Origin of the sequence: Mycoplasmoides fastidiosum (assembly GCF_024498275.1) — a bacterium.
In the GTDB taxonomy this organism is placed as follows: domain Bacteria; phylum Bacillota_I; class Bacilli_A; order Mycoplasmatales; family Mycoplasmoidaceae; genus Mycoplasma_N; species Mycoplasma_N fastidiosum.
The window spans coordinates 862586-886357 of the sequence record NZ_CP101809.1; the positions used below are offsets into that span (position 1 = coordinate 862586).

The window sequence follows — 23772 nt, forward strand, 5'->3', positions numbered from 1 at the left end:
TTAAGCTTTAATTTCTTTAACCACTAATTTGGTATAACCTTGACGGTGACCTTGACGTTTCATGTGGTGTTTTTGGGAAATAAATTTAATAATATGAATTTTTTTCTGTCGTCCGTGCTTTAATACTTGACAAGTAACTGAAGCACCAGCGATAGTTGGTTTGCCAATTTTATTATTAGCCATTAATACGCGATCAAAACGCACTAATTCACCTTCTTTAGCACCAAGGGTGTTCACATAAAGTACATCACCTTCTTTAGCACTATATTGCTGGCCACCAATTACAAAAACTGCTGACATAAGAATCCTTTCTTTTTCTGAATTTTACTAGTTGAAAAACAAGGTCATTTCCAGTGAAATGGCTCATTTCATTAAGAAAAAACACTAAGCAGGCTCAGTGTTTTTTCTTTTAAACTCAATCTAAATCAAGTGTTTTTTCTCAAAACAATAATCACTGAAATTATACTAAATTTTCATTTAAACTATATAATTAATTTCCTAGAACATCAGGGGTACTTTTCTGGTTTTTATCCAGAAGCGTTGAGAAACACCCTTAATTAGCTGATATAGTTAAAACTAACGGAGCAAGTATGTTTTGTAATGAAATTCATTTCCAAAACACCAGTCCAAAGGTGTATTGGAAATGACTATAATCGAATTTCAACAAGTTAATATTGTTTATGATCACAAAGATGTGCCTTATTTAAGGAACATTTCCTTTCAGATCAATGAAAATGATGTTGTTTGCGTAATTGGCAAATCGGGTGCTGGTAAAACAACATTAATGAACGCCATTTTTCAACCCGATCGAATTCTTAGCGGCAAAATTTATTTTGATCAGCATGATTTAACCCAATTATCGGTTAAGCAGCGCAAAAAATTATGATCAAAAATTGGGTATTTATCCCAAACTTCTACTTTGTTTGAAGATGATACGGTTTATTTAGCAATTAAGCGGGATTTTTTACACCAACAAGTTTGGTGACAAAAAATTTTCTTTTACCTAAATTACCAGCAACGCACTATGATCTTCCAAACTCTTAAGGAATTAGGGATCTTAAATAAGGCATTTACAAAAATTGGTGCTTTGTCCCAAGGTCAGAAACAACGTGTAGAAATTGCCAAATTGTTATTGAAAAAACCGCGGTTAATTTTGGCTGATGAACCAACAACATCATTAGATCCAGCAACTGCAAAACTAACAATTGCATTAATCAAAAAATTACAACAAATTCATCAGTGTTGTATCATCATCAATATTCACGATGTTAATTTATTGAAAATGATTTCCAATAAAACCATTGCCATCAAAAACCAAACAATTCATTTCATCAAACCAACCCAAAATGTAAATGCTAATGATTTAGAATTGGTTTACCAGTAAAAAATGATCAAACACAATTGGTTTCTTGATTGATATTGTGATGGGAACCGACAGCATCAAAAACAGTTACGACCTTGAATAAAATTTGTTGGCAGCTTATTAATTGCAATAATTTTAGTAATAATTTTTATTTTTAATCCTGTCCGGTTCTTTCCAAATGGAGCTGATCTCTTTTATCGTTATTTAAAACTATTTTTTAGCCCCGTAACTGTTAATCATCATTATCCTTCTTATAATTTATGGTCATTATCTGCTGAATTTTTAATGATCAGTTTGGGCAATATTTTTTTGGGAACTATTAGTGGTTGAATCGCTGCGATGATTAGTGCTTATTTTTTTACAAATCGTTTTTTCAAGAATTGATTGTGAAACTTAGGTAGCTGATTGATAATTGGTTTGCGAGCTTTTCCCGTCTTTGTTTTTTTAGGTATTTGACAGTCAGGTTTCCATTCATTTGATGTAGTAGTGATGGTTTTCTTCTGATTTAGTTGATTGTGATTGCACAAATATTTTGTCAATATTTTTCAAAATGTTAACTTAGAACAATATCAACTTTACCAAAAAATTGGTTATGCACGATTTAGTTTGTTTTATCAATTTATTTGACAACAAATCAAACACAAAAGTTTTTTGTTTCTATTGTTTGCCATTGAATCTAATTTACGGTGAATTTCACTATTAGGTTCTTTAGGAGTTATTGGTTTAGGCACTTTAATTTATCAGCCAATTGCTGATGCGGCTAAAAATTTTGAAGAAGTTTTCATTCCTTTTTTATTCTTATTTCTCAGTTTATTGTTTTTTGAAATTGTTCTAAATTTTTATACAAAAAATAATTCCAGCAAGACCAAAATCACCAATTGACACCCTCAACAAATGGCTCAACGATTTTATTATGGTGATAAATTTAAATTACTCATTTTTGGATTGATGTTTGGGATTAGTATTTATTCGTTAACCCAATTAAATTTTCACTCTCCAGCCAATGCGCAAATGCTAGGTTATTTAGAAGGATTATTTAACGTTAAATGATATCTTTTTACAACTGATCAATTAATAGATAATCCATTTTATTTGTTTTTTCAAGTTCTGTTACAAACAATTACCATTTTTTGTTGAGCAATTTTTTTTGGCATAATTTGGGGACTTTTAGCATCGCCCAAAATTGTCAATAAATTTATTGCTAAATTCTTTGCTGGTTTTAATTTATTAAATCGCTCTTTGCCCACTATTCTTTTATTTTATTTATTTAATCCTATTTTTGATACATCCCAAGCAACTGTAATTATGATATTAATTTTCAGTACCAGTTTTAACTTTGCCAAAAAAATTAACGGCATGATTTATAAAATCACTGATGCTTCTTTGCAGTATTATCAATTATTAAGTTATTCCAAATTATGAATTTTACAACAACATTTCTGACCTCGGTTAAAGCAAGAATTTTGAAGTTTCAGTAAATTTGAATTTGAATTGATTTTACGTGATGTAGTGATTTTTGGCATTTTTGGTGCTTCGCTGTTTGGGCAAAAATTTATAAGCTTTGCCACACGTAATCCCGAAGCTTTCAATGTTTATTTGTGAACTTTTTGATTGGGAATTATCTTTTTAGAAATCATCACTAATCTGAAATTAAACCAATTATTTACTAAAATCACTCAAATAACCTTAGTTAAAAATTTTGTAAATAAAACTGCAAAATCCTAATTCTGAATTTGTTAGTGGTAAAATTACTAATACTAATAAATTTTAGTGAAATAAAGGATTTAAAATGTTTAAATTACCTAAACTGTCCTATAGTTATGAAGCAATGGAACCCCAAATTGATGCTCAAACTATGGAAATTCATTACAGCAAACACCATCAAGCTTATATCAATAACTTAAATGCTGGTTTAGAAAAAAACCATCCTTCTTATCTAGAAGTGCCGGTAACTAAATTATTAATTGAATTTAATAACTTACCTGAAGAAGTAAAAAATTTAGTGCGGAATAATGGTGGAGGTCATGCTAACCACACTTTATTCTGGGACATTTTATCCACTGAAAAAGATCAACCAATTCCTCAAGAATTAGAAGCAGCTTTAGTTAAAAATTTTGGTAGTGTTGAAGAATTTAAAGTTCAATTTGAAAATGCTGCAAAAACCCGTTTTGGTTCTGGTTGGGCATGATTAGTTTATAAATCTGATGATTCATTAGAAGTAGTTTCTACTCCTAATCAAGATTCTCCATTAATGGAACACAAAATTCCCTTATTAGGACTAGATGTTTGAGAACATGCATATTATTTAGCTTATCAAAATCGCCGTCCTGATTATGTAGCTAATTTCTGGAAAATTGTTAACTGGAAAAATGTAAATCGGAACTTTATTCAAGCTAAATCTTCTTATAGTGATAATCCCGAATTTGTCGGCTGTTCTGGTTTAGGTGGTTGCTAATAACCTAAAAAATAAATAAAAAAATCCTGTTTTAAAATAAACAGGATTTTTTTATTGTTTTAATAACGGAGCACCTACTTTTAAATAAGCTTCTTTGGCCTTCAAGGGATTAGCTTGCGCTTTAGTTCGAGCCATAATTTGACCAATAATAAATTTTTCAAATTTAATTGGATTGTCTAAAAATTGATCTATTTTGCTGCGGTTTTCTTCAAGAATTTTTTCAGCTAGTTCCACTAAAAAATTTAAATCAGTAATTTGTTTTAAATTATATTTTTCAATGGCAGTATCTAAATTTAAACCTTCTGCCAAAATAGCGCTAAAAACTAATTTGATTTGTTTTGCATTCAGTTTTTGTTCTATTTCTACAGCTAAAACTGCAGCAATTAATTCTTGTAAAATTGTGGGTGCTAAAGTTTCAAAATTCAAATCAGCTTTATTTAAATAACCCAAAATTTCATTACCAATTCATTTATAACTTTTTTTGAAATCATTTAAATGTTGGTTTAATAAGTGAACAATTTGATAGATTTCATAATTATCTAATAAATGATCAACTTCTTTTTGAGATAATCCAGCAGTTAATAAATCAGTTTCAATACTTAATCAATTTTGGGGTGAATTAGTAATTAATTCTTGATATCGTTCTTCACTAATACCAAATTCGGGAATGTTTGGTTCCGGAATAAAAAAGTATTCTACAGCATCAGATTTAACCCGCATGAATTCAGTGGTTTCAGTTGTTTCATTTCACCGACGGGTTTGTTGTTCTACTGATTGACCATTTTTAATTAAATTAGTTTGCCGTGTAATTTCATAGTTAATCGCACTAGCAACAGCTGTGAATGAACCAATGTTTTTAATTTCTACTTTATTACCGTATGGATCGGTTGCATTTTTACGCACTGATAGATTCACATCAACTCGTAAGTTACCTAATTCAATTTTGCCATCACTAATACCCAAAAAAACTAAAGTGCGTTTTAAATATTTAAGAAATTCTAAAACTTGAATAGCATTAGTAAAATTAGGAGCTGTAACAATTTCTAATAATGGAGTTCCAGCACGGTTAAAATCTAATAAAATTTTGTCGCCAACTTTAGTTTGTTTTGCAGTATCTTCTTCAATTTGAATCTGCACAATTTCAACTGTTTTTTGGGATTCGGGTAAAATAATTTTTCCGTGTTTAGCAATCGGATGATAGTACTGAGTAATTTGATAACCTTTAGGCAAATCATAATAAAAATAATTTTTCCGATCAAAATTAATTTTTTGATAATTGATTTGCATTTTTAAAGCATGGCCTAATAAAATCGCTTTTTCAACAACAGTTAAATTAACAACTGGCAAAGTACCAGGTAAACCCAAATCAATATAATCAATACAAGTATTGGGATCAGCGTTAGCTAAATTGGGTGCGGCTGAAAACATTTTGCGTTTAGAATTAACTGTAGTGTGAATTTCTAAGCCAATTGTGACTAAATAATTCATATTACTCAACCTCTTTTATTGAAATTCATTCACTAATTCAGTATGCTAAATTAAGTAGTTGTCCATCTTGTTTTTCTTTAGTGAATAAATTCAAACCAACACTTAAACCCTTAATTTTAATTCAGGGAATTGTAATTGATGGCAAGCCTTCAAAGTTAGCAATTTGTAAAATGCTGTCAATCATGTTTTTGGGAGGATTAATGCCTGCATTTAATTCAGCAATTTTATAAGAAGTACCAAAAGCTCCTAACGATAAAATTGCATCACATTCGTTTCATTTTTCTTCTAATAAATCACTAATGATTTCACGCACTTTTTTAGATTGTAAATAAGTAGAAAAATAATTTTTAGCACTTAAAGCATAAGCTCCAATAGCCATGCGTTTTTTAAATTCTTGACCAAAACAACTTCGGTTATCAGTAATCGCTGTAAAAAAATTATTTTTGGCTAAACCTAAACCAAAAGTACTTCCAGTTAGATTAGCATAACAACTAGCTGCTTCAGCATAAGCAATAATTAAGTATAAACTACTAATCACTTTAAGAATTTGATCATCAAAAGAAGTTCACACAATTTCAATTTCAGATCGTGATTCTAATTCTTGGACTAATTTTAAAAATTCAGTTTTAGTGGTATCAAAATGGGTTTGAGCTGAATTAGGTTGTTCTTCATAATCAAACATATTTTTCAAAATCCCAATCCGGATCTTTTTGGTAATTGGTTGTTGGGTTGTTATTAAATAATTTGTACAACTATCTGTTCAAGTTGTTGTATCATGTTGATCCTGACCAGCAATAACATCTAAAACAATTGCTGCATCAATTACCGTTTGACTTAAAATGCCCACTGTATCTAAAGAAGGACAAAACGGATAAACTCCAAACCGAGAAATTAATCCATAACTTGGTTTAAACCCAACAATCCCTCCAAAAGAAGCAGGTTTTCGCACTGAATCACCAGTATCAGTGCCAATGCTAAATGGCACAATTCCTGCTGCAACTAAGTAAGCTGAGCCCGAAGAAGATCCTCCCATTAAATATTCTGGATGATTATATAAATGCACTGGACCATAGGCTGAAAAAGTGCCTGAACCTCCTAAACCAAATTCATCTAAATTAGCTTTAGCAACATTAATCGCTCCTGCTGCTTTTAATTTTTGGGCCACAGTTGCTTCAAAAGGTGAAGTGTAGTTTTTAAGAAATAGTGATCCCCCCGTTGTAACTTGATCAGTAGTCACAATATTGTCTTTTAAACTAAAGAATACCCCATTTAATAAACTGGAACTAGGTTGAAATTGATCGATGGCAATTTGAGCAGAAGCATAACAATCATTAATAATAGCGTTTGCATGAGCATGATTTGCTAAAGCTGTTTTAATTTGGGTCAATGTAGTAGTTAAACTGATTTTTCCTGTTTTTAAATCTTGATGATATTGCAAAATTTTAGAATTCATTACGAACTACAACATATCCTTCTTCTTGATTTGGAACTGTTTGTAAAGCTTGGTTTACATTAATTGCAGCTTGGGGTTGATCAGTTGCTAAACTTGTATTGCTAATTCATTTTAGAGAATTACTAATAACAACATGCTCAGTGGCAATTGTGGTGACTAAACTTAGATCAGCATCAATTTGGTTTCAGTGGGTGATTAATTGCTCAACTGTTGATTCGTCTAAAGGAATATACCAGTTTTTAGTTAAACTAGTGATTTGGTTTTTTTCAATTTTCATAATTAATATTAGTTATCACTAAAATTTAATGTGACAATAACCATTAGGATTTTTGATTAAATAATTTTGATGATATTCTTCAGCTAAAAAATAGTTTCGTAAGTGTTCTACTTCAGTTACGATTGGTTGATTATATTGGTGTTGTAAATTTTTTAGAAATTGTGTAATTTTTGGCAAATCATTAATATCAGTGAAATAAACACCAGAACGGTATTGACTTCCTTTGTCATTGCCTTGTTGATTTAAAGTGGTCGGATCGACATGTTGAAACACAATATTTAGCAACCGTTCAAGTGGGAGAATTTTTTTATTATAAAAAACTTCTACAACCTCAACTGCACCAGTAGTTCCACTGCAAACTTGACTGTAAGTAATCGGACGGTTTTCGTTAGCATTAGCATAACCAACAGTAGTATGATACACACCAGAAATATCCCGAATCAAGTGTTGTACCCCTCAAAAACAACCTCCACCAATCACAATCATCCCTAAATCATTTTGATTTTTAGCTTTAGAAGCAGTTCAGAAATCAATTCAGGGTTGGTGTTCAGAAGCTAAAATTTCTTGTTCAGGTACAAATTTTAACGCTGCAGAATTAATGCAATAACGCTGATAACCTTGAGCTAGAGCAGTTGGATCTAAATCATCAAATACATGACCTAAGTGTAAATCAGATTTAGCTGTGCGCACTTCAGTGCGGGACATGTTGTGTGAACTATCATGCTTGAATTGTACTGCATCTAAATCAATTGGTTGGTAAAAAGCTGGTCAACCACATCGTGAGCTAAATTTATCATATGAACTAAATAAAACATCACCATTAGAAGGATCAACATAAATACCTTGTTCTCAATGATCCCAATAAGCTCCAGTAAAAGGCGCTTCAGTGCCGTTTTTATAAAGAATTTCCCGTGCTTTCATGGATAAATTTTTTTCAGAAAAACGGAAATCAGTAAATTTTTTCATTTTTAAACCTAAAATAATCGTGCCCCAAAATAAATTAAGGGCAATGCTAATAAATAATCAATATATACGTAAAAAAAGTCATATACCCATTAGTATATGACTTTTTTATGTGAAATAAGAAAAAAGAATTTAACCTTTTACTTTTTCATTAACTAGTTCTTTAATTCTTTTTGAAAAGGTGAATTTAGGAGTATTTTTAGCTTTAACCAAGATCTTTTCTTTTGTTTTAGGGTTGAAAGCTGTTCGAGCAGGAGAAGCAACAATTTTCATTTTTCCCAAATCAAGAACTCGAACTTCTTTTTCTACTTGAAGTGTTTTTAATAAAACACTAAAATAGGTTTCTAAAATTGTGTCAAGGTCTTTTTGGCTAACTTGATGAGAAATTTGGGAAGAAAGCAATTCACTTACTCGACTCAAAATCTCTTTTTTAGTTGAAGCAACAATTTTGTTAGATTTGTTCATTCTATTTTCCTAAGTAAATTTTAAAACGGTATCTTAAAAGATTATTATAAATCGTTATTTGATGTAATTATAACCAGATTTCTAGTAAAAACGCCATTTTTTATTTATTCCTTACCCGAGCGTTTTTAGATTTGTAATAAACTGTGATGGGTACTAAAGTTAACCCTAAAGCCGACCGAATTTGGTTTTCAATGAATCGTGCGTAAGAAAAATGCAATAAATTGGGGTCATTACAAAAAATTACAAAAGTTGGAATTTGACCTTTGACTTGTACTGCATAAGATAATTTAATCTTTTTTCCATGAACGTTAGGAATTGGGTTAAGAGCTTGAGCTTTTAATAACAAATCTTCTAAAACCGAAGTGGCGACTTTAATATTTAATTGAGCTTTAATTTCTTCAATCATCTCAAAAATTTTGTGAATTCGGTTTTTGGTCAATGCGCTAATAAAAACAATTGGTGCCCAATTTAAATAAACAAACCGATCCCGAATAAGTTTGATGGCCATTTGCATGCTATTATCATCCTTGTTGGGATAAATATCTCATTTATTGGCTAAGATGATGGTAGGAATATTAGCTTTGTAGGCTAATCCCCCAATAATCTCATCTTGTTCAGTAATTCCAGTAGCAATATCTAAAACTAAAAAAACACACTTGGATCGCATCAATGATTTTTTAGCTCGTAAAACTGCATAACGTTCTACTTCTAATTTATTAGCTTGACCTGAACGGCGAATTCCAGCAGTATCAATCAAACAATATTCCTGGTTGTGATATTGAAAATAACAATCAACTGCGTCCCGTGTAGTCCCTGCAATTGGGGAAACGATTAAGCGTTGATCATTTAATAAAGCATTAGCTAAAGATGATTTACCAACATTTGGTTTGCCAATTAAACTAAACCGAAAAACATCATTTTGGGGCTTTTCGGTTGGTGCAATTTGTAAATGTTTAACAATATCATCTAAAACATTACCAATATTAATTCCGTGTTCGGCCGCAATCATATAAGGTTGACCAAATCCTAACTTCAGAAATTGGCTAACACTATCATAATCCTGAAAGTTTTCAGCTTTATTGACTAAAACCATGACTTTTTTAGGTTTTAATCGTTTCAAAACACTTGCAACATATAAATCTTCAGGAGTTAATCCGTCCAAATAAGACACCATAAATAAAACTAAGTCAGCCCGATCAATGGCAATTTTTGCTTGCTCATTAATATTTTCTTGGAAACTTAATTTGGCATCACTAATTCCGCCTGTATCAATTAATTCAAAGTGACGGGTCAATCATTCTACTGGTGCACTAATGCGGTCGCGAGTGATACCTGGTTCGGCTAGAACAATCGAAATTTTATTTTTAGTCACTCGATTAAAAAATCGTGATTTACCAACATTAGGTCGGCCAATAATGCTGACGCGTTTTAAATTCATGCTCTAAAGTTTAACCCCAAAAAATAAACCAATCATAATTATTACAATTACTAACACAACACCAAAAATTAAATAAAAAGCAGTTTTAAATTTTTTGGATTTAAAGGTTCATGTTAAGTTTGCAAACTGATCATTTTCCTTATTTTTATTTTGTTTTAAATATTCATCTGCTTTTAATAGAGTTTTCTCTAACAATTCCAGATTATGATCCAAATTCATTTTGTATTCAAGCAATTCGTTTTTTAATTGTTCGGTTTTAGTAAATTGTTCTGAACTCATGACATGATTAGGGTCATTAGCTAATTCGTCGTTTAAAAAATTATTCAAATCATTGTGGTATAGTGATTGATAATTTTGTTCCAAAACTTGCTTAGTTTGAAAAATAAATTGATCAATAAGATTTTGATTAAATTCACTGTTGAAATCTTTAATTCGCTTATAAATTTCATCAACTGTTTTTAGTTGATAAACTTGGTGCTTAACTAAATCCAATTTTTGCTCCACTTGAACTAAATTAGGAATTTGTAATTTTTTTAAATCTTTGTAAAGATCACTAAGACGTTTAACACTAGCTTGAACATTTTTAAGAGCATTAGCATTAAATTCAATTTCTTTCCGGTAATCAGCAAATTTTTCAATTCGATTCATTGTTAATTATTTTATTTCTTCTTCATGAAACTTAAATAAACTTCATAAATTTTTTCATCTAATTTATTTGCAGCAATAGCACTAATAATGCCACAATCTGCATTGGAATCAATATGCAAACAATCATTAAACTTACAGTTAGTTCCCAATTCAGTAAATAAATTTCAACCATTAGCAATTTCTAAAGGGCTTAAATTTAAATCAAGATTACTAAAACCTGGTGCATCAATAATTTTAATTTGATTGATCTCATAAATTTTAGCAGTCGTTGTGGTGTGCTTTCCTAAATTTTTATTATTTAAACTTTGAGTTAAAATCATTAAATTAGGATCTAAAAAATTTATGAAAGTCGATTTGCCAGCCCCTGAATATCCAGCTAAAACAATTAATTTATTTTGAAGTGATTTTAGTAATTGATTTAATTGTTCAGAATTATGATAATCAAATGATTCCACTTGTAAAATTTTTAAATAATCATTAATTAAATTGATTTTAACGTCACGTTCGCCAACTGGTAGTAAATCACTTTTGCTAAATACCACTTTAACATTGAAATGTTGAGATTGATACATTAAAATTCACCATAATAAATCACTAAATTTTTTAGTACGAATTAATGGATAAACTAAAATAATGTGATCAATATTTGCAACTTTAGGTCGAATTAAAAGGTTTTTTCGATCTAATAATTTAGTGATTAAATAAGAGTCATTTTTTAATTCACATTCAATTCAATCGCCACAAATAATTTTACTGCCAAAATTTGTTGGAATCATTACTTCAGTAAAAATACCATTAATTTTTGTGATAACTTTTTTATTGAAGTGCTGATAAACCTGTAATTTTTCTTGCATTTAAAATAGTGAAAGGACTCAATAAAAATTTATTTTTCAAATAATTAAAAAAAGAGTCAAAAAATTTTGACTCTAACAAATTTTAATTATATATTAAAACAAATTCTTCACTCGAAAACTCATCAAGATTAGTTAAGACATCTTAAAAAATTCTTCATTCATGTTAGATATAATGTAACTAAAATATCAAAAAATTAACTAATGGTCATGTTTGGTTAAAACTAAATTGTATTAAAGCTTTTAATTTAATGGTATAATTTAAAAAGATATGGCGATTGTGGTGAAGTGGCTAACACACCTGATTGTGGTTCAGGCATTCGCGGGTTCAATTCCCGTCATTCGCCCCATTATATTAATAAAAAAACCTCTTAATGTAACATTAAGAGGTTTTTTTATTTGATCTTGATTAGTATAAAAAATCTCTTAAGATGCAGTTAAGAAATTTAAAAATTAAATAATGAATTCAATTCTATTTGAATTCAATAGTTGCGCCAACTTCAACTAATTTTTTCTTTAGTTCTTCAGCTTCAGCAACTGGTACGTTTTCTTTAATAACTCCAGGAGTGTTGTCAACTAATTTTTTAGCATCCATCAATCCTAAACCAGTTAATTCACGTACAACTTTAATGACATTAATTTTACTGTCACCAGCAGCTGTTAATACAACGTTTACTTCAGTAGGAGCATCAGCTGCACCAGTATCAGCTGCAGCTACAGCAACTGGTAAAGCAGCAGAAACGCCAAATTCTTCTTCAATTGCTTTAACCAAATCATTTAGTTCCACTAAAGTTGATTCTTTTAAACTAGCAATGATTTGCTCGATTGTTAATTTTGCCATTTTAGGTCTTTCCTTATAATTTGTTTTAAATGAAATAGAGATTTAAATTTTTAATTTTGAATATTTGTTTATTGCGGTTTAGCTTCACCAACCGCTTTAACCACATGCATAAATTTGCGTAATGGAGCTTGTAAGCATTGACACAACATTGCATACAGATCTTTTTTGGTTGGTAAATTTACAAAATCAGTTAACTGATCTGCAAGCATTAAATTACCATCTACTAAAGCCGCTTTCAATTTAATGAATTTATGGGTTTTAGCCATTTTAGCAATTGCTTTTAATGGTTCAATATTTTCCCCACCTAAAACTAAAGCATTTGGACCAGTGAAACTAGCTTCACTATAAATGCCAGATTGTTTTAGTGCCCGGTTCATAATATTATTTTTATAAACAGTCATTTGACATTCAGCAGCAATTAAATCATCACGCAATTTAGATGCTTCTTTAGCGGTAAAACCCGCATATTCATAAATTAAAAAAGATTGGCATGATTTTAGTTTGTCAGCAAGTTCATTAACTAATGATGCTTTATAATCATGAATTTTTTTGGACATCTTACTTATCTTTCTTAATTACTTTTAAGCGTACAAAGACAATAAAAAATGCCTTGTTTTTGGTAAAAACACCAAAGAAAACAAGGCATTATTCCTTCATTAAATTTATTAAAAATTCAATTAAGAGCATAAATGAAAAGTTCCTGAATAATCGCTTCATTTAATAATAAAAAGCATTAAGGACAAAAGCCAATTATCTTCTAAGGTACGCGATGATCATTGTAACAGTATTTTGTAATTTTATAACAAAAATTTCTCATGAACCCAACTTATCTTCTTACTTATAAAAATGGAATAAGCTTGATGGTCTTTAGAAGAATAAAAACTAAGTTTATTCGGTTTTTATAGGTCAAAAATTGTTGCTTGTTTTTATTATGCTATAATCTATTAATTAGTGATTTATCAAGTAATTTTTAAGACTTGAAAGAAGCACTGTTTCATATTTTTTGACACCAATTACAATTTTATTTTTATAGGATAAGGCATGTTTTTAAAACGATTTGAATCACGGGGTTTTAAATCTTTTGCTGATGTAACAGTTATTAATTTTGAAAATAACATGACTGGTGTAGTTGGTCCTAATGGCTCAGGCAAATCTAATATTGTTGATGGTTTGAAATGAGTTTTAGGTGAGCGCTCCTCCAAACAATTGCGGGGAAAGCAGAATACTGATTTCATCTTTAGTGGCTCTGACGCCCGAGAAGCAGCCAACTTTGCTGAAGTTTCACTAACTTTTGATAATTCAGCCAAACTTTTGCGGACCAATTTAGAAGAAATTACCATTACCCGAAGATTAACTCGGGGAGTGGGTAAAAATGAATATTTTATTAATGGTGAACCTTGTTTACGAAATGAAATTGTTGAAATTTTTCTAGATACTGGTTTATCCAAAGGCTCTTTAGGAATTATTTCCCAAGGAACCGTTTCATGATTTACTGAAACTAAAGCAGTTGATCGTCGGAAAATTTTTGAAGATGCAGCCGGAATTGGAAAATATACCTTATTAAAAAAAGAAACCATTGCTGAATTAGATAAAACTAAACTTGATTTAAAAGATGCAGAAATTTCATTAAATAACATTGATCGACAAGTTAAAAAATTAGAAAAGCAGGCCGAAAAAGCTCGCATTTATTTAGATAAAAAAGAACAACTAAAAAAAATTGAAGTTACAGTTTTAGCTCAAGAAATTTTAGAGGAAACTAATAATTTAAAAGCAATTCAAGCCGATATTGAATCTAAAGAATCTTCTAATTTGCAAGACAATCAAGAAATCGATAATCTAAAACAAAAATTACAACTGTTAAAAGATAAATTTACAGAAATTGATCAAGGTTTACATGCTAATAATCAAATCATTCATGATTTGATTAGCGAATGTAATCAATTAGAAATTCAAAAAAATAAGTACGAAACCGAGTTGGAACAACAGCTAACTGCTGGTAATATTGAAGAAAAAATTGGTGCACTAAAACAAATTATTGATAATAAAACTTTAGAAATTAAAGAATTAAGTTTCAGTAAGGAAAAACTAGAACAAGAACATACCACCTTTCAAGAAATTCAAACTCAATTATCACGCGAGCACGAATTGTTAATGCGTGAAATTAATCAAGTTTCCAATCGCTTAGAACAAAAAAGACAAGAACAAATTAATTTGCAAAACCAATTAGCTGATCGTTATCGTTATGAATACGGTGTTAAAGCTGTTTTAAAAGCCAAAAATTCATTAACTGGAATTTATGACATGTTGTCCAACTTAATTAGAGTAGAACCAGAACATGAAGTTGCAATTGGTTTAGCTTTAGGCAAAGCATTAAAAAACATTGTTGTTGATAATAGTGAAGATGCACGCAAAGCAATTGAATTTTTAAAACGTAACCAAGCTGGAGCAGCAACTTTTTTACCAATTAACGATTTAAAAATTCGTTACATGCCTGATGATCACTATGAAATTTTAAATCAGCTAGATAATTTCATTGGTTTAGGAAATGAATTAGTTCATGTTGAAGAAAAATTTCAACCTGTAATTGATGCTTTATTAGCTCGCATCATTATTTCTTATGACATTAATTCTGCCATTCACCATTCTAAGTTTACCAACAAAAATTATCGCGTAATCACTTTAGATGGTCAACAAATCTCTACACTAGGAGCTATCAGTGGGGGTTATAACCGAAAGCGTACTAATACTGAATTTAACATTGAAGAAAAAATTCAAAATCTTGATACTGAAATTCAAGAACAACAAGCAATTAGTCAAAAAATTCGTGAACAATCAGAAAAAAACCAATTAAATTTTCGTGACAATACTGAGAAAGTTGCTTCTCGGCATGATCAGTTAGTTTTAATTAAGTCACAAATCGAAACTCTAACTAATCAATTAAAAGAATACGAATGAAATTACAATCATTTAGCCGAACAAGCCAAAGATCCTGAGGGAATATCTCATAAAAAAAATATTGATAATTTATTGATTGAATTAGTTGAAAAAAAACAAAAACTAGAACAACAAAAAATGATTGTGCAATCTGATACTAAAATCAAAAATAACTTGCACATGGATATTGAAAATTATGAATTTCAACTAGAAAATTTAAACAGTAGTCACAAGAAAATTCATGATCAAATTAGTGATTTAAAAATTCGGGCTGAACGCATTAAATCATTACTAAATTCACATACTGATCGGTTAATGGATGGTTATCAATTTACCCCTGAATACGCAATTGAAAATTTTAGTGAACCCTTAGATATTAAATACGAAGAAGCTCGAATGTTAATTCGGCGTCTAAGTGAAGAAATTCGAAGTATGGGTGATGTTAACTTTGAAGCTGCTAATGATTTAAAAAATTTAGAAGAAGATTATAAAAATAAACAAGAGCAATACCAAATTATTTCTCAAGCTGTTGCTGATTTAGAAAAAGTTCTAGCTGATTTAAACCAGAAAGCAATCGAAAGTTTTGATCAAATCATTAAACAAACTAATGAAAAATTACCCGAAATATTTAAATACTTATTTGGTGGAGGAACTTGTGAAATTATTTATGATGATCCCGAAAATATTTTAGAATGTGGCATTGAAATTCATGCTTATTTACCAGGAAAAACAATTACTAATCTAATGTTATTTTCTGGAGGTGAAAAGACTTTGATTGCTTTATCAGTATTGTTTGCAGTTTTACAAGTATCTTCTTTACCGCTCGTAATTTTAGATGAAGCTGAATCAGCTTTAGATCCCGCTAATGTGGAACGGTTTGGCAACATCATTAAAAATAATTCTGAACGAACTCAATTCATTATTATTACCCACCGAAATGGCACTATGGAATGTTGTGAATCTTTATTTGGGGTAACAATGATGATTAAAGGAATCTCTAAAATTATTCCGGTGGAATTGAAAAAAGCGTTAGAAATTGTTGAAAGCGATCAAGATAAATAATGGCTGGTTTTTTTAAACGAATCATCAATAAATTAACTAAGAAACCCAACTTAGAGAAAGAACTAATCCAACAAAACCAGGCTAAGGCTGATAAGGTTTTAGTTAATGTGGCTTCACAAGAAAAATTTAATGAAAGTTTGAAAAAAAGTGCAACTGCTTTTTCTCAACTAGTTGATCAAGTAGCCAAAGATTTCAAACAAGTAGATGATAATTTTGTTCAAGACTTAGAAGATGTTTTAATTAGTTTTGATATTGGTCCGGTAACTGCAACTAAAATCACTGAAGCAATTGTTGATGAAATTAAATATCACAATGTCAAAGATGTGAAATTAATTAAAGAAATTATTGTTGATAAAATCTTTGTTTCTTACATTCAAGATTCAATTCTGGATACAGGTTTAAATATTCGGCCAAACCAAACTAATGTGATTTTAGTAATGGGTGCTAATGGTGTGGGTAAAACAACCACCATTGCTAAATTAGCTAATATGTTAGTCAAACAAAATAAAAAAGTTTTATTAGTTGCTGGCGACACTTTCCGAGCTGGAGCGATTGAACAATTAATGATTTGAGCTAAACGATTAAAAATCAATATTGTCACTCCTCAAAAATATGGTCAAGATCCCGTATCTGTTGTTTTTCAAGGATTAACTAAAGCCAAAGACCAACACTATGATGTTGTAATTTGTGATACTTCAGGACGATTACAAAATAAACAAAACTTAATGAAGGAATTAGAAAAACTTTATCGGGTAATTAAAAAATTTGATCCTTCAGCACCGCATGAAACTTTATTAGTTTTAGATGCTTTAGTTGGTCAATCTGGTTTATATCAAGCTGAAGCTTTTAATGAAGCTGCTCAAATTACGGGCATCATTTTAACCAAAATGGATAGTACTTCTAAAGGGGGGATTATTTTCGCAATTAAAGAAGCTTTTAATATTCCCGTGAAATACATTGGTTTAGGTGAGAGTTTGGATGATCTTTCTTCTTTTGACTTAGAACGAGTTGTTGATTCAATTACTGATAAACTCAACTTGTAGCCATTTCTTCATTATCTGTTTGCAAAAAAAAAAAAAAAAGTATTGCTACTTTTTTTTTTTTTTTATTTTAATATTCAGTTGCTTCCATTTCAGTTAACCGGTCAACCACTTTACGACGGGGATATTGATCGGGATTTTCTTCAATTAAAGCTAATTGTTCCAACTGCTCTTTGGATTTATTAACCCGATTGGTTAAAGCTAAAAGGGTTTTGAATCCGGTTGCAAAAGTGATGCAAATGTTAATTAAAGCAATTGTAAAGAAGATTCATTTTAAAGGGCTTTCTGCATTACTTTGAATTGCGCGGGTATTTAAAATTGCGAAAACTACATTCATGATCATGATGGCTAAATTAGTCACAACATAAATAGTTTTAGAAACCCAATATTTCTTGTGAAACTCATTAAAAAGATTATTAATTTTGGCTTTTAAATTCGATTCCATTAGTTCAGCTCCTGTAGTTGTTGGGGTTGTAAAATCGATACTACCCCCATTTTTTGATATAACCGTTCTACGAACAATAAATCAGGATTTTGGTGGGTTTCATAAACTCCAATACGGTTTTCGTAAATAATTTTTTCTAAATTAATAAACTGTAATAAAGCATAATTTTTAATATAACGCTTCTTTAATAAGAAAAAACTTAGAAAAGCTGAAATAAATGAACTAATTGCTCCCACAATTAAAACACTTAAGGCATAAGTATTAGGTTGAGTCAATACCTTTGCAGAAAATAAAGTGGCTAGTACTCCCAAAACTAATGAAGTCATTAATGAAAAACCACTCATTGTTCAGTAAGCAAACAAATATAGTCGGGCTTTAATTCTGAATTTTCATCAATACTGATTAACAAATTCTTTGACAGTTTCATCAGCATGTTTAATTAAAAATTTATTTAACACCCCGATCTCCTTTCAAAGCATTTCTTAATAATTGTAATCACGGCACTTTGGCTTTAGTTAAATAAGTTTTCACTAACTTATCATAATCTTGTTCAAAATTTTCTAAAGTATAGTTTGTATCGTCTTTTTTAAATAAAACAATTGCTTGTAATTCATTCATAATCCGACGATAACTGTCCCATTTCATGGCCATTTTATAACCAGCAATGAAAACGGATAATACAAATAATAAGATCATAAACGAAGCAACAACAATCGTGTAAACAAATCCCTCATAACTCAGTTTATCGCGATATTGTTCTAAAAAAGGTAAAATTGATTTTCCCTTAGAAATATCAACTGCTCACCAAATTGCGATTACAGCTAAAATTAAAATAATAAAATTCAAGATTACTTGTAATCAGTTAATCAAGTTTTCAGTTGCTGAAGATAATCAAATTTGGCGTCTTAAAAATTTCTTTTTAGCCGCGATATAATCAGCAAATACTGCATTTTGATTTTGATTTTTATTCATATTGATCATTAGTCCAATTAATTCTATTATATTAAAAAAACAAATTGCTGTTGTTGACCCAGCAATTTATTCTTTAATTGTGTATGTAATATCTTCTAATTTAATGCCCGCGCGGCCCCGAGAAGCAGCACTATCCCCTTTACTTCATTGATAAGTACTTGCATCCATTCCAATGCGATATTTAAAGATAAAGTCACTAACTTTGGTTAATTTAATGTAATAGATGACTCTTATCATTGATCTGTTATTATTAGTGTTTTGGTTTTGAAAATTAAATAAGTATCTATCTAAATAATTGTAACGATATTCTTGGCGATCAAAAGCATAGAGCCGTTTAAATCAAAAATTATCGCCATTAGCTTTTTTACCAATTTCAGAAAAAGGAATTGTAAATTGGGTGTAAGGGTCATTTGTAGAATTAGCTCGGCCAACAATTTTTCGTTGCTCTGCTTGTTCATCACTAACATTGACATTATCTTTACCCAAATTCATAATGCGAGCATTCCCAGGAGTATCTAAGACAATATCGGTCCGATTATTAGATTCAACCGTTCCGCCAAAGCGAAAGGTAATATCAGTTTTTTGGGCAAAAAACGGATCATTTTCTACATAACTACTTATATCTTCGGTTTGTTCAGTGGATCAAACTCGATTATAGTGAAATAAATAAGGCTGGGTAGATCATCAACCTCATGAAGTGCGCATGTTTCGCCCTCGAGCATTGTTTCCGTTTAAAGCATCCCGAATGCTACTGTTGACTGTTTTAATATTCGCATGTGAAACATTTCGGTTGAACACACGATTCGGTCCAATTGCTTTTTGATCAATTGTTTCTTTAGAATCTTGACCATCATAAAACCGAGAAACTTCAAAGTTAGAAAATTTGACTGAAGAATTGAAATCAGAACTTGCAATGTCATTAGCAAATTCAGAACTTTGGTAAGATAAATTTTCAGTAACTGATGATAGTTTAATAATTAAATCACCATATAAATTTACCCGTGCTCATAACAGCACTTTAAAGGTTCCAAAGTTTTTTACCCGACCATCACTTAAATCGTATTTAACAATTTCTTGATTAACAACCGCGCCATTTCTTAAACTACTAAAATTGAAGTAACCAAAAACTGAAGTTTTATAAAGTTGTTTTTGACCATATTCGCCATCACGCGCATCAAAATTTAGATCAAATTTAACTTGAGCCCCCGGATCTTTAGCAATCCCCATATCTTTACCCCAATTATTGAAAAAATTGGTTTGTCATTCTTGATTACTAAATTTTAAAGTTGCTAGTTCTTTGGGTTGTTCTGTTGCAGTTGGATTCGTGGCGAGTTTTTCAAAATCATTCACTAATTGATATTGGTATTTATGAGCTCCATCATCATGTAAAGTAACAGTATAATCAGTTGGAGCAACAATTGCGTTATTTTGAGAAAGTGGTACTCTTACTTCGGGATTTTGAATTGGACCCCGAGGGTTTGGTCAGTACCAACTGTCTAAATCATTAGATGCATTGACATTCCAAAAAATAATTGGTTTAAAAATTTGGTTGTTACCCAAACTTTCAAAATCAACGTGAAATTGGTTTAATTTAGGATTATCAGATAAAGTTTGGGTTTTTAAATTTTCCGCATTTAAACTAATTGTGACTCCAAAATTACCGCGCTTATCAATACTCATTTCCATTACAGCTGAAATGGTACCTTGTAAATCATAATAATCATCATTAACTGAATAATCAAAGACACGGTATTTTCTAGATTTCACCAAATTTAAATCATCAAGCGAAAATCCAGTAATTAATCCTTTATCATAAGCAACTGTTTTTGTTGTTGCTGATGCTGAATCATAAGCACTAAATTTTAGTTTAAAAAGAAAACCTAAATCAGGACTTTTACGATTTTTAAAAACTCTTTCAAACTGTTCTTTAGTAAAACTCATTTTGAATAAATCAACAGAATTACCAACAGCACTTTGTCGCACGACAGAACTTAGCTGTCCAATTTGAAATGAGGAGTTAGCAGCTAGAGTTTGAATTGTAAAATTGTTAGGATCAACTAATTCTAGTGATTGGGATGCTTTCAAATTAGGTTTTTGAATTACCTGTAAATTACCAGTAGCATTCTCAAAATCAGCATACTGATTTTTGAAAATGGGCACCCGGAAATTTTGGTCGTATCCTGCTTCTAATGAAGAATTAGAAATAAAAAGTGAACTACCAGAAGGTGATACTAAATAACCAGCTGCAGCACCAACAGAAACAGTTAGTAAGGTCAACGGAATAAAAAATTTTAATCTTCGACTTAAACTGTTTCATTTTCATGAAGTAAATTTCATTTGTTGTCCGTGTGGTTAATTTTAAAAATTATTAAGATTTTTAAAATTAATTATCTTTCATTAAAATATGAAATTTGAGAAAATTAGATTGTTCAAAAACTAGTCTAATTAAAAAATTTATTGATAATAAAGTTCTTTTGTTTTGATTCAAATCAAAACAAAAATAATGAACAAATTAAGTTAATAAACGATTGGATCTATTTTACCATAATTTTGACTTTAAAAAACATTCCTCAGTTCAATCTGATTTTAGTGTAGTAATTTAAGAAAAAAATTATGATTATTTTTTGCTTGATTTAGATCGGAAAATTATTTACCAATTGAAAAATTAATGCTATCAACTTTTAGTCCTGCTCGGCCTTGAGAAGCTGAATTATGCTTTCTGCTTCATTGATAAGCACTAACATCCATACCAATTTTATAGGCAAAACTAAAGTCACCCACTTTGGTTAATTTAATGTAATAAATCACCCGCATTGCGGAGTAATTATCATTTCCTGATGCGCGTAAATTGAAAAGATATCGATCAAATTGAACCTCTCTGTATGGTTTGGTATCAAAGGCATAAAACTTTTTAAATCAGAATTGATCGTTATTAGCATAAGAACCAATTTTGGCGAAAGGAATACTAAAACTGGTATAGGGATCATTAGTGTCATCAGCGTTTAAAGTAGTTTGGCCCACTCCTGCATCTGAACCATCCAGATTTAAACCCCGTTTTCCTAAGCTCATGATACGATTTTTTCATAAAGTATCTAATACTGGATTAGTTTGGTTGTTTGTTTGATTTGTACCACTAAATTTAAAGCTAATCAAAACTTTATTAGCAAATTCTTTATCATGTTCAATATAGGAACTAAAATCTTCAGTTTGTTCTTTGGATCACACCCGATAATAATGATATAAGTAAGGTTCAGCTGATGAACTTTTTCGCACTTGCCGCCCCAAACGATCGGTTGTTCTTAAAGCTCCATCAATTTTATTATTGACAACTTCAATATTAGATCGCGCTACATTATGTGTGAATTCACGATTGGGACCAATTGTTGTTTTATCAATTGGTGTTAGACTTTGATCCCCATCATAGTAACGAGAAATTTGAATGTTATCAATCTTAGCAGTTGTCAAAAAATCAGATTGAGCAACATCACTGGCCAATGGTGATGCTTGGTATAAAAGGTTGTGAACTTGGGTTTGTAATTTAATTAATAATTCACCCCGTAAGTTTACCCGAGCATTCAAAAGTACCTGAAAAAGTCCGAAATTTTTTAAACGTCCTTGACTTAAATCATAATTAACAATTTCTTGGTTGAATTCAGCACCATTTTGTAAATTGCTGAAATTAAAATAACCATAAACCGTTGTTTTATAATGTTGTTTTTGGCCATATTCCGCATCTCGAGCATCAAAAAATAAATCAAACTTAACTTGTGCACCTGGATTTTTAGCTACACCTTTATTGGGTCAATCATTAAAAAAATTAGTTTGTCAACTTTGATTTTGAAATTTAATGTTCACTAATTCATCTGGATTGTTAGAGTTAACGATATTTTTTGAAACATTTTCAAAATCTTGTACTAACTGATAATTATATTTTTGAACAGCATTATTATGATTGGTTACTGTATACTGGTCATTACCAACTACTGCACTATCTTGGAAAACCGGAACTGTAATTTTAGGATTTTGAGCTGGACCAAGCGGATTAGGTCAGTATCATCGTTCCAAATCGTTGGTGGTGTTTAAATTTCAAAAAATAGCTGGTTGAAAAATCAAATCGTTGTTCCATTTTTCAAATTCAACTTTAAACTGGTTAAATCCAGAATTTCATTCCGGATTTTGAGTACTTAATTCAGTTTCATCTAAATTAATATCAACAGAAAAATTACCCCGCTTATCAATATTAATATCCATGAAAGCAGAAACCATACCTTGAAGGTTTGCAAAATCATCATTAACCGCATAATCAAAAATCCGGTAACGACGGGATTTAGTTCGAATCAAATCATCAAGTGAAAATCCAGTAATCAATCCCTGATTATAAGCAACTGTTTTAACATTATCACCCGAACCATCAGGACCACTAAATTTAACTTTAAAAATAAAACCTAAATCTGGACTAAAACGATTAGCAAAAGTGGTTTCGAATTGTTCTTTAGTAAATGATGCTTGAAACAATTTAATTGATTTATGAACAGAATTGGAAATAGAATCTAAACGACTATGAACAATCGATAAATTAACCGCATCATTAAAGGTCTTAGGATTATAATCCGTATTAGCTTTTAATTCTAATGACTGGGTTGTTTTCAAATTGGGTTTTTGAATTACCCGTAAATTACCATTAGTTGTTTCAAAATCCTTGTACTTATTTTGATAAATTGGCACCCGAAAGTTTTGATCGTATCCAGCTTCTAATGAAGCATTAGAAGTGAATAACTGACTACCTGAAGGTGAAACTAAATAACCAGTTGTGACACTGATAGATCCTACTAAAAGAGTAAAAGGAATAATGATTTTTAAATTCTGACTAGTTTTATTTCTTTTTCATCATTTAAATTTCATACTTCTAAAATATCCAGTGTCTTTCTTTTGATGAATCGATTTGAATTATAAAAAGAGTTTGCTAAGTTTAAAAACGGCTTTAGTATACCACAATTTGCATTTTACAAAGTGATTTAAAACAGGATCAGTAAGCTTGTTGATTGCTTAATAAAATTACAAAATTAACCATGAAAAA

The 23772-nt window shown here is 30.4% G+C and carries 21 protein-coding genes, 1 tRNA gene and 1 pseudogene; 6 read left to right on the forward strand and 17 right to left on the reverse strand.

Going from position 1 to position 23772, the window contains the following annotated elements; all coding sequences use genetic code 4:
• Complete coding sequence (rplU, locus tag NPA10_RS03000; protein ID WP_256547231.1) at positions 1 to 300, reverse strand: 50S ribosomal protein L21; 300 nt, start codon at positions 298 to 300, stop codon at positions 1 to 3.
• Positions 301 to 643: 343 nt separating this feature from the next.
• Here rplU and NPA10_RS03005 point away from each other — a divergent pair, with 343 nt between their 5' ends.
• The 3 genes from NPA10_RS03005 to NPA10_RS03015 all read left to right on the forward strand — a co-directional run bounded on the left by NPA10_RS03005 (position 644) and on the right by NPA10_RS03015 (position 3818).
• The gene (locus NPA10_RS03005) at positions 644 to 1384 is read left to right on the forward strand and encodes an ATP-binding cassette domain-containing protein (RefSeq protein ID WP_256547232.1); all 741 of its coding nucleotides are present in this window, start codon (positions 644 to 646) and stop codon (positions 1382 to 1384) included.
• Positions 1385 to 1387: 3 nt separating this feature from the next.
• Positions 1388 to 3088, forward strand: a complete 1701-nt coding sequence (locus tag NPA10_RS03010; RefSeq protein ID WP_256547233.1) for a hypothetical protein — start codon at positions 1388 to 1390, stop codon at positions 3086 to 3088.
• A 64-nt stretch (positions 3089 to 3152) separates the two neighbouring features.
• Complete coding sequence (locus NPA10_RS03015) at positions 3153 to 3818, forward strand: superoxide dismutase (RefSeq protein ID WP_256547234.1); 666 nt, start codon at positions 3153 to 3155, stop codon at positions 3816 to 3818.
• Between the two features lie 51 nt (positions 3819 to 3869).
• Here NPA10_RS03015 and gatB read toward each other — a convergent pair whose 3' ends face one another.
• The 9 genes and pseudogenes from gatB to rsgA form a co-directional block, all read right to left on the reverse strand.
• Positions 3870 to 5306, reverse strand: a complete 1437-nt coding sequence (gene gatB, locus NPA10_RS03020) for an Asp-tRNA(Asn)/Glu-tRNA(Gln) amidotransferase subunit GatB (RefSeq protein ID WP_256547235.1) — start codon at positions 5304 to 5306, stop codon at positions 3870 to 3872.
• Between the two features lies 1 nt (position 5307).
• On the reverse strand, positions 5308 to 6759 hold the full coding sequence (locus NPA10_RS03025) for an amidase family protein (RefSeq protein WP_256547236.1): 1452 nt from the start codon (positions 6757 to 6759) through the stop codon (positions 5308 to 5310).
• Entirely contained in the window at positions 6749 to 7036 is a 288-nt protein-coding gene (locus tag NPA10_RS03030) for a hypothetical protein (protein WP_256547237.1), read from the reverse strand. The genes NPA10_RS03025 and NPA10_RS03030 overlap by 11 nt, the downstream gene beginning before the upstream one ends.
• 18 nt (positions 7037 to 7054) lie before the next feature.
• Entirely contained in the window at positions 7055 to 7528 is a 474-nt protein-coding gene (gene msrA / locus NPA10_RS03035) for a peptide-methionine (S)-S-oxide reductase MsrA (protein WP_416388927.1), read from the reverse strand.
• Positions 7529 to 7618: 90 nt separating this feature from the next.
• A pseudogene (gene msrB, locus NPA10_RS03040) lies at positions 7619 to 8092 on the reverse strand (peptide-methionine (R)-S-oxide reductase MsrB); the annotation flags it as partial.
• A 39-nt stretch (positions 8093 to 8131) separates the two neighbouring features.
• Positions 8132 to 8464, reverse strand: a complete 333-nt coding sequence (locus NPA10_RS03045) for an HU family DNA-binding protein (RefSeq protein WP_256547238.1) — start codon at positions 8462 to 8464, stop codon at positions 8132 to 8134.
• 100 nt (positions 8465 to 8564) lie between these two features.
• Complete coding sequence (der, locus tag NPA10_RS03050; protein ID WP_334304523.1) at positions 8565 to 9896, reverse strand: ribosome biogenesis GTPase Der; 1332 nt, start codon at positions 9894 to 9896, stop codon at positions 8565 to 8567.
• A 9-nt stretch (positions 9897 to 9905) separates the two neighbouring features.
• Complete coding sequence (locus NPA10_RS03055) at positions 9906 to 10550, reverse strand: hypothetical protein (RefSeq protein ID WP_256547240.1); 645 nt, start codon at positions 10548 to 10550, stop codon at positions 9906 to 9908.
• Positions 10551 to 10561: 11 nt separating this feature from the next.
• Entirely contained in the window at positions 10562 to 11404 is an 843-nt protein-coding gene (gene rsgA / locus NPA10_RS03060; RefSeq protein ID WP_256547241.1) for a ribosome small subunit-dependent GTPase A, read from the reverse strand.
• A 271-nt stretch (positions 11405 to 11675) separates the two neighbouring features.
• Between rsgA and NPA10_RS03065 the strand changes: the two genes are divergently transcribed.
• Positions 11676 to 11751, forward strand: a tRNA-His gene (locus tag NPA10_RS03065).
• A gap of 122 nt (positions 11752 to 11873) precedes the next feature.
• Here NPA10_RS03065 and rplL read toward each other — a convergent pair.
• Together rplL and rplJ are read right to left on the reverse strand one after the other, a co-directional pair.
• Positions 11874 to 12242, reverse strand: a complete 369-nt coding sequence (gene rplL / locus NPA10_RS03070) for a 50S ribosomal protein L7/L12 (protein ID WP_256547242.1) — start codon at positions 12240 to 12242, stop codon at positions 11874 to 11876.
• A 68-nt stretch (positions 12243 to 12310) separates the two neighbouring features.
• Positions 12311 to 12799 (reverse strand): 50S ribosomal protein L10, encoded by a 489-nt coding sequence (gene rplJ, locus NPA10_RS03075; RefSeq protein ID WP_256547243.1) that lies wholly within the window; start codon positions 12797 to 12799, stop codon positions 12311 to 12313.
• A gap of 484 nt (positions 12800 to 13283) precedes the next feature.
• Between rplJ and NPA10_RS03080 the strand changes: the two genes are divergently transcribed.
• Together NPA10_RS03080 and ftsY are read left to right on the forward strand one after the other, a co-directional pair.
• Complete coding sequence (locus tag NPA10_RS03080; protein WP_256547244.1) at positions 13284 to 16238, forward strand: AAA family ATPase; 2955 nt, start codon at positions 13284 to 13286, stop codon at positions 16236 to 16238.
• Positions 16238 to 17281 carry a signal recognition particle-docking protein FtsY gene (gene ftsY, locus NPA10_RS03085; RefSeq protein WP_256547245.1) on the forward strand — a complete coding sequence of 348 codons (1044 nt, stop codon included), beginning with the start codon at positions 16238 to 16240 and terminating at the stop codon, positions 17279 to 17281. The genes NPA10_RS03080 and ftsY overlap by 1 nt, the downstream gene beginning before the upstream one ends.
• 67 nt (positions 17282 to 17348) lie before the next feature.
• On the opposite strand, the gene NPA10_RS03090 is transcribed toward ftsY, so the two are convergent.
• From NPA10_RS03090 to NPA10_RS03110, 5 genes are all read right to left on the reverse strand, one after another.
• Positions 17349 to 17723, reverse strand: coding sequence for a hypothetical protein (locus NPA10_RS03090; RefSeq protein WP_256547246.1), 375 nt, complete (start codon positions 17721 to 17723; stop codon positions 17349 to 17351).
• A complete protein-coding gene (locus NPA10_RS03095) occupies positions 17723 to 18181 on the reverse strand; it encodes a DUF4231 domain-containing protein (RefSeq protein WP_256547247.1) in 459 nt (152 codons plus the stop codon). The genes NPA10_RS03090 and NPA10_RS03095 overlap by 1 nt, the downstream gene beginning before the upstream one ends.
• Positions 18171 to 18695: a hypothetical protein gene (locus NPA10_RS03100; protein WP_256547248.1), complete on the reverse strand. Its 525-nt coding sequence runs from the start codon at positions 18693 to 18695 to the stop codon at positions 18171 to 18173. Before NPA10_RS03100 ends, NPA10_RS03095 begins: the two co-directional genes overlap by 11 nt.
• A 66-nt stretch (positions 18696 to 18761) precedes the next feature.
• Positions 18762 to 21032: a hypothetical protein gene (locus tag NPA10_RS03105; protein WP_256547249.1), complete on the reverse strand. Its 2271-nt coding sequence runs from the start codon at positions 21030 to 21032 to the stop codon at positions 18762 to 18764.
• 309 nt (positions 21033 to 21341) lie between these two features.
• Positions 21342 to 23597, reverse strand: a complete 2256-nt coding sequence (locus NPA10_RS03110; RefSeq protein ID WP_256547250.1) for a hypothetical protein — start codon at positions 23595 to 23597, stop codon at positions 21342 to 21344.
• Positions 23598 to 23772: the final 175 nt, after the last annotated feature.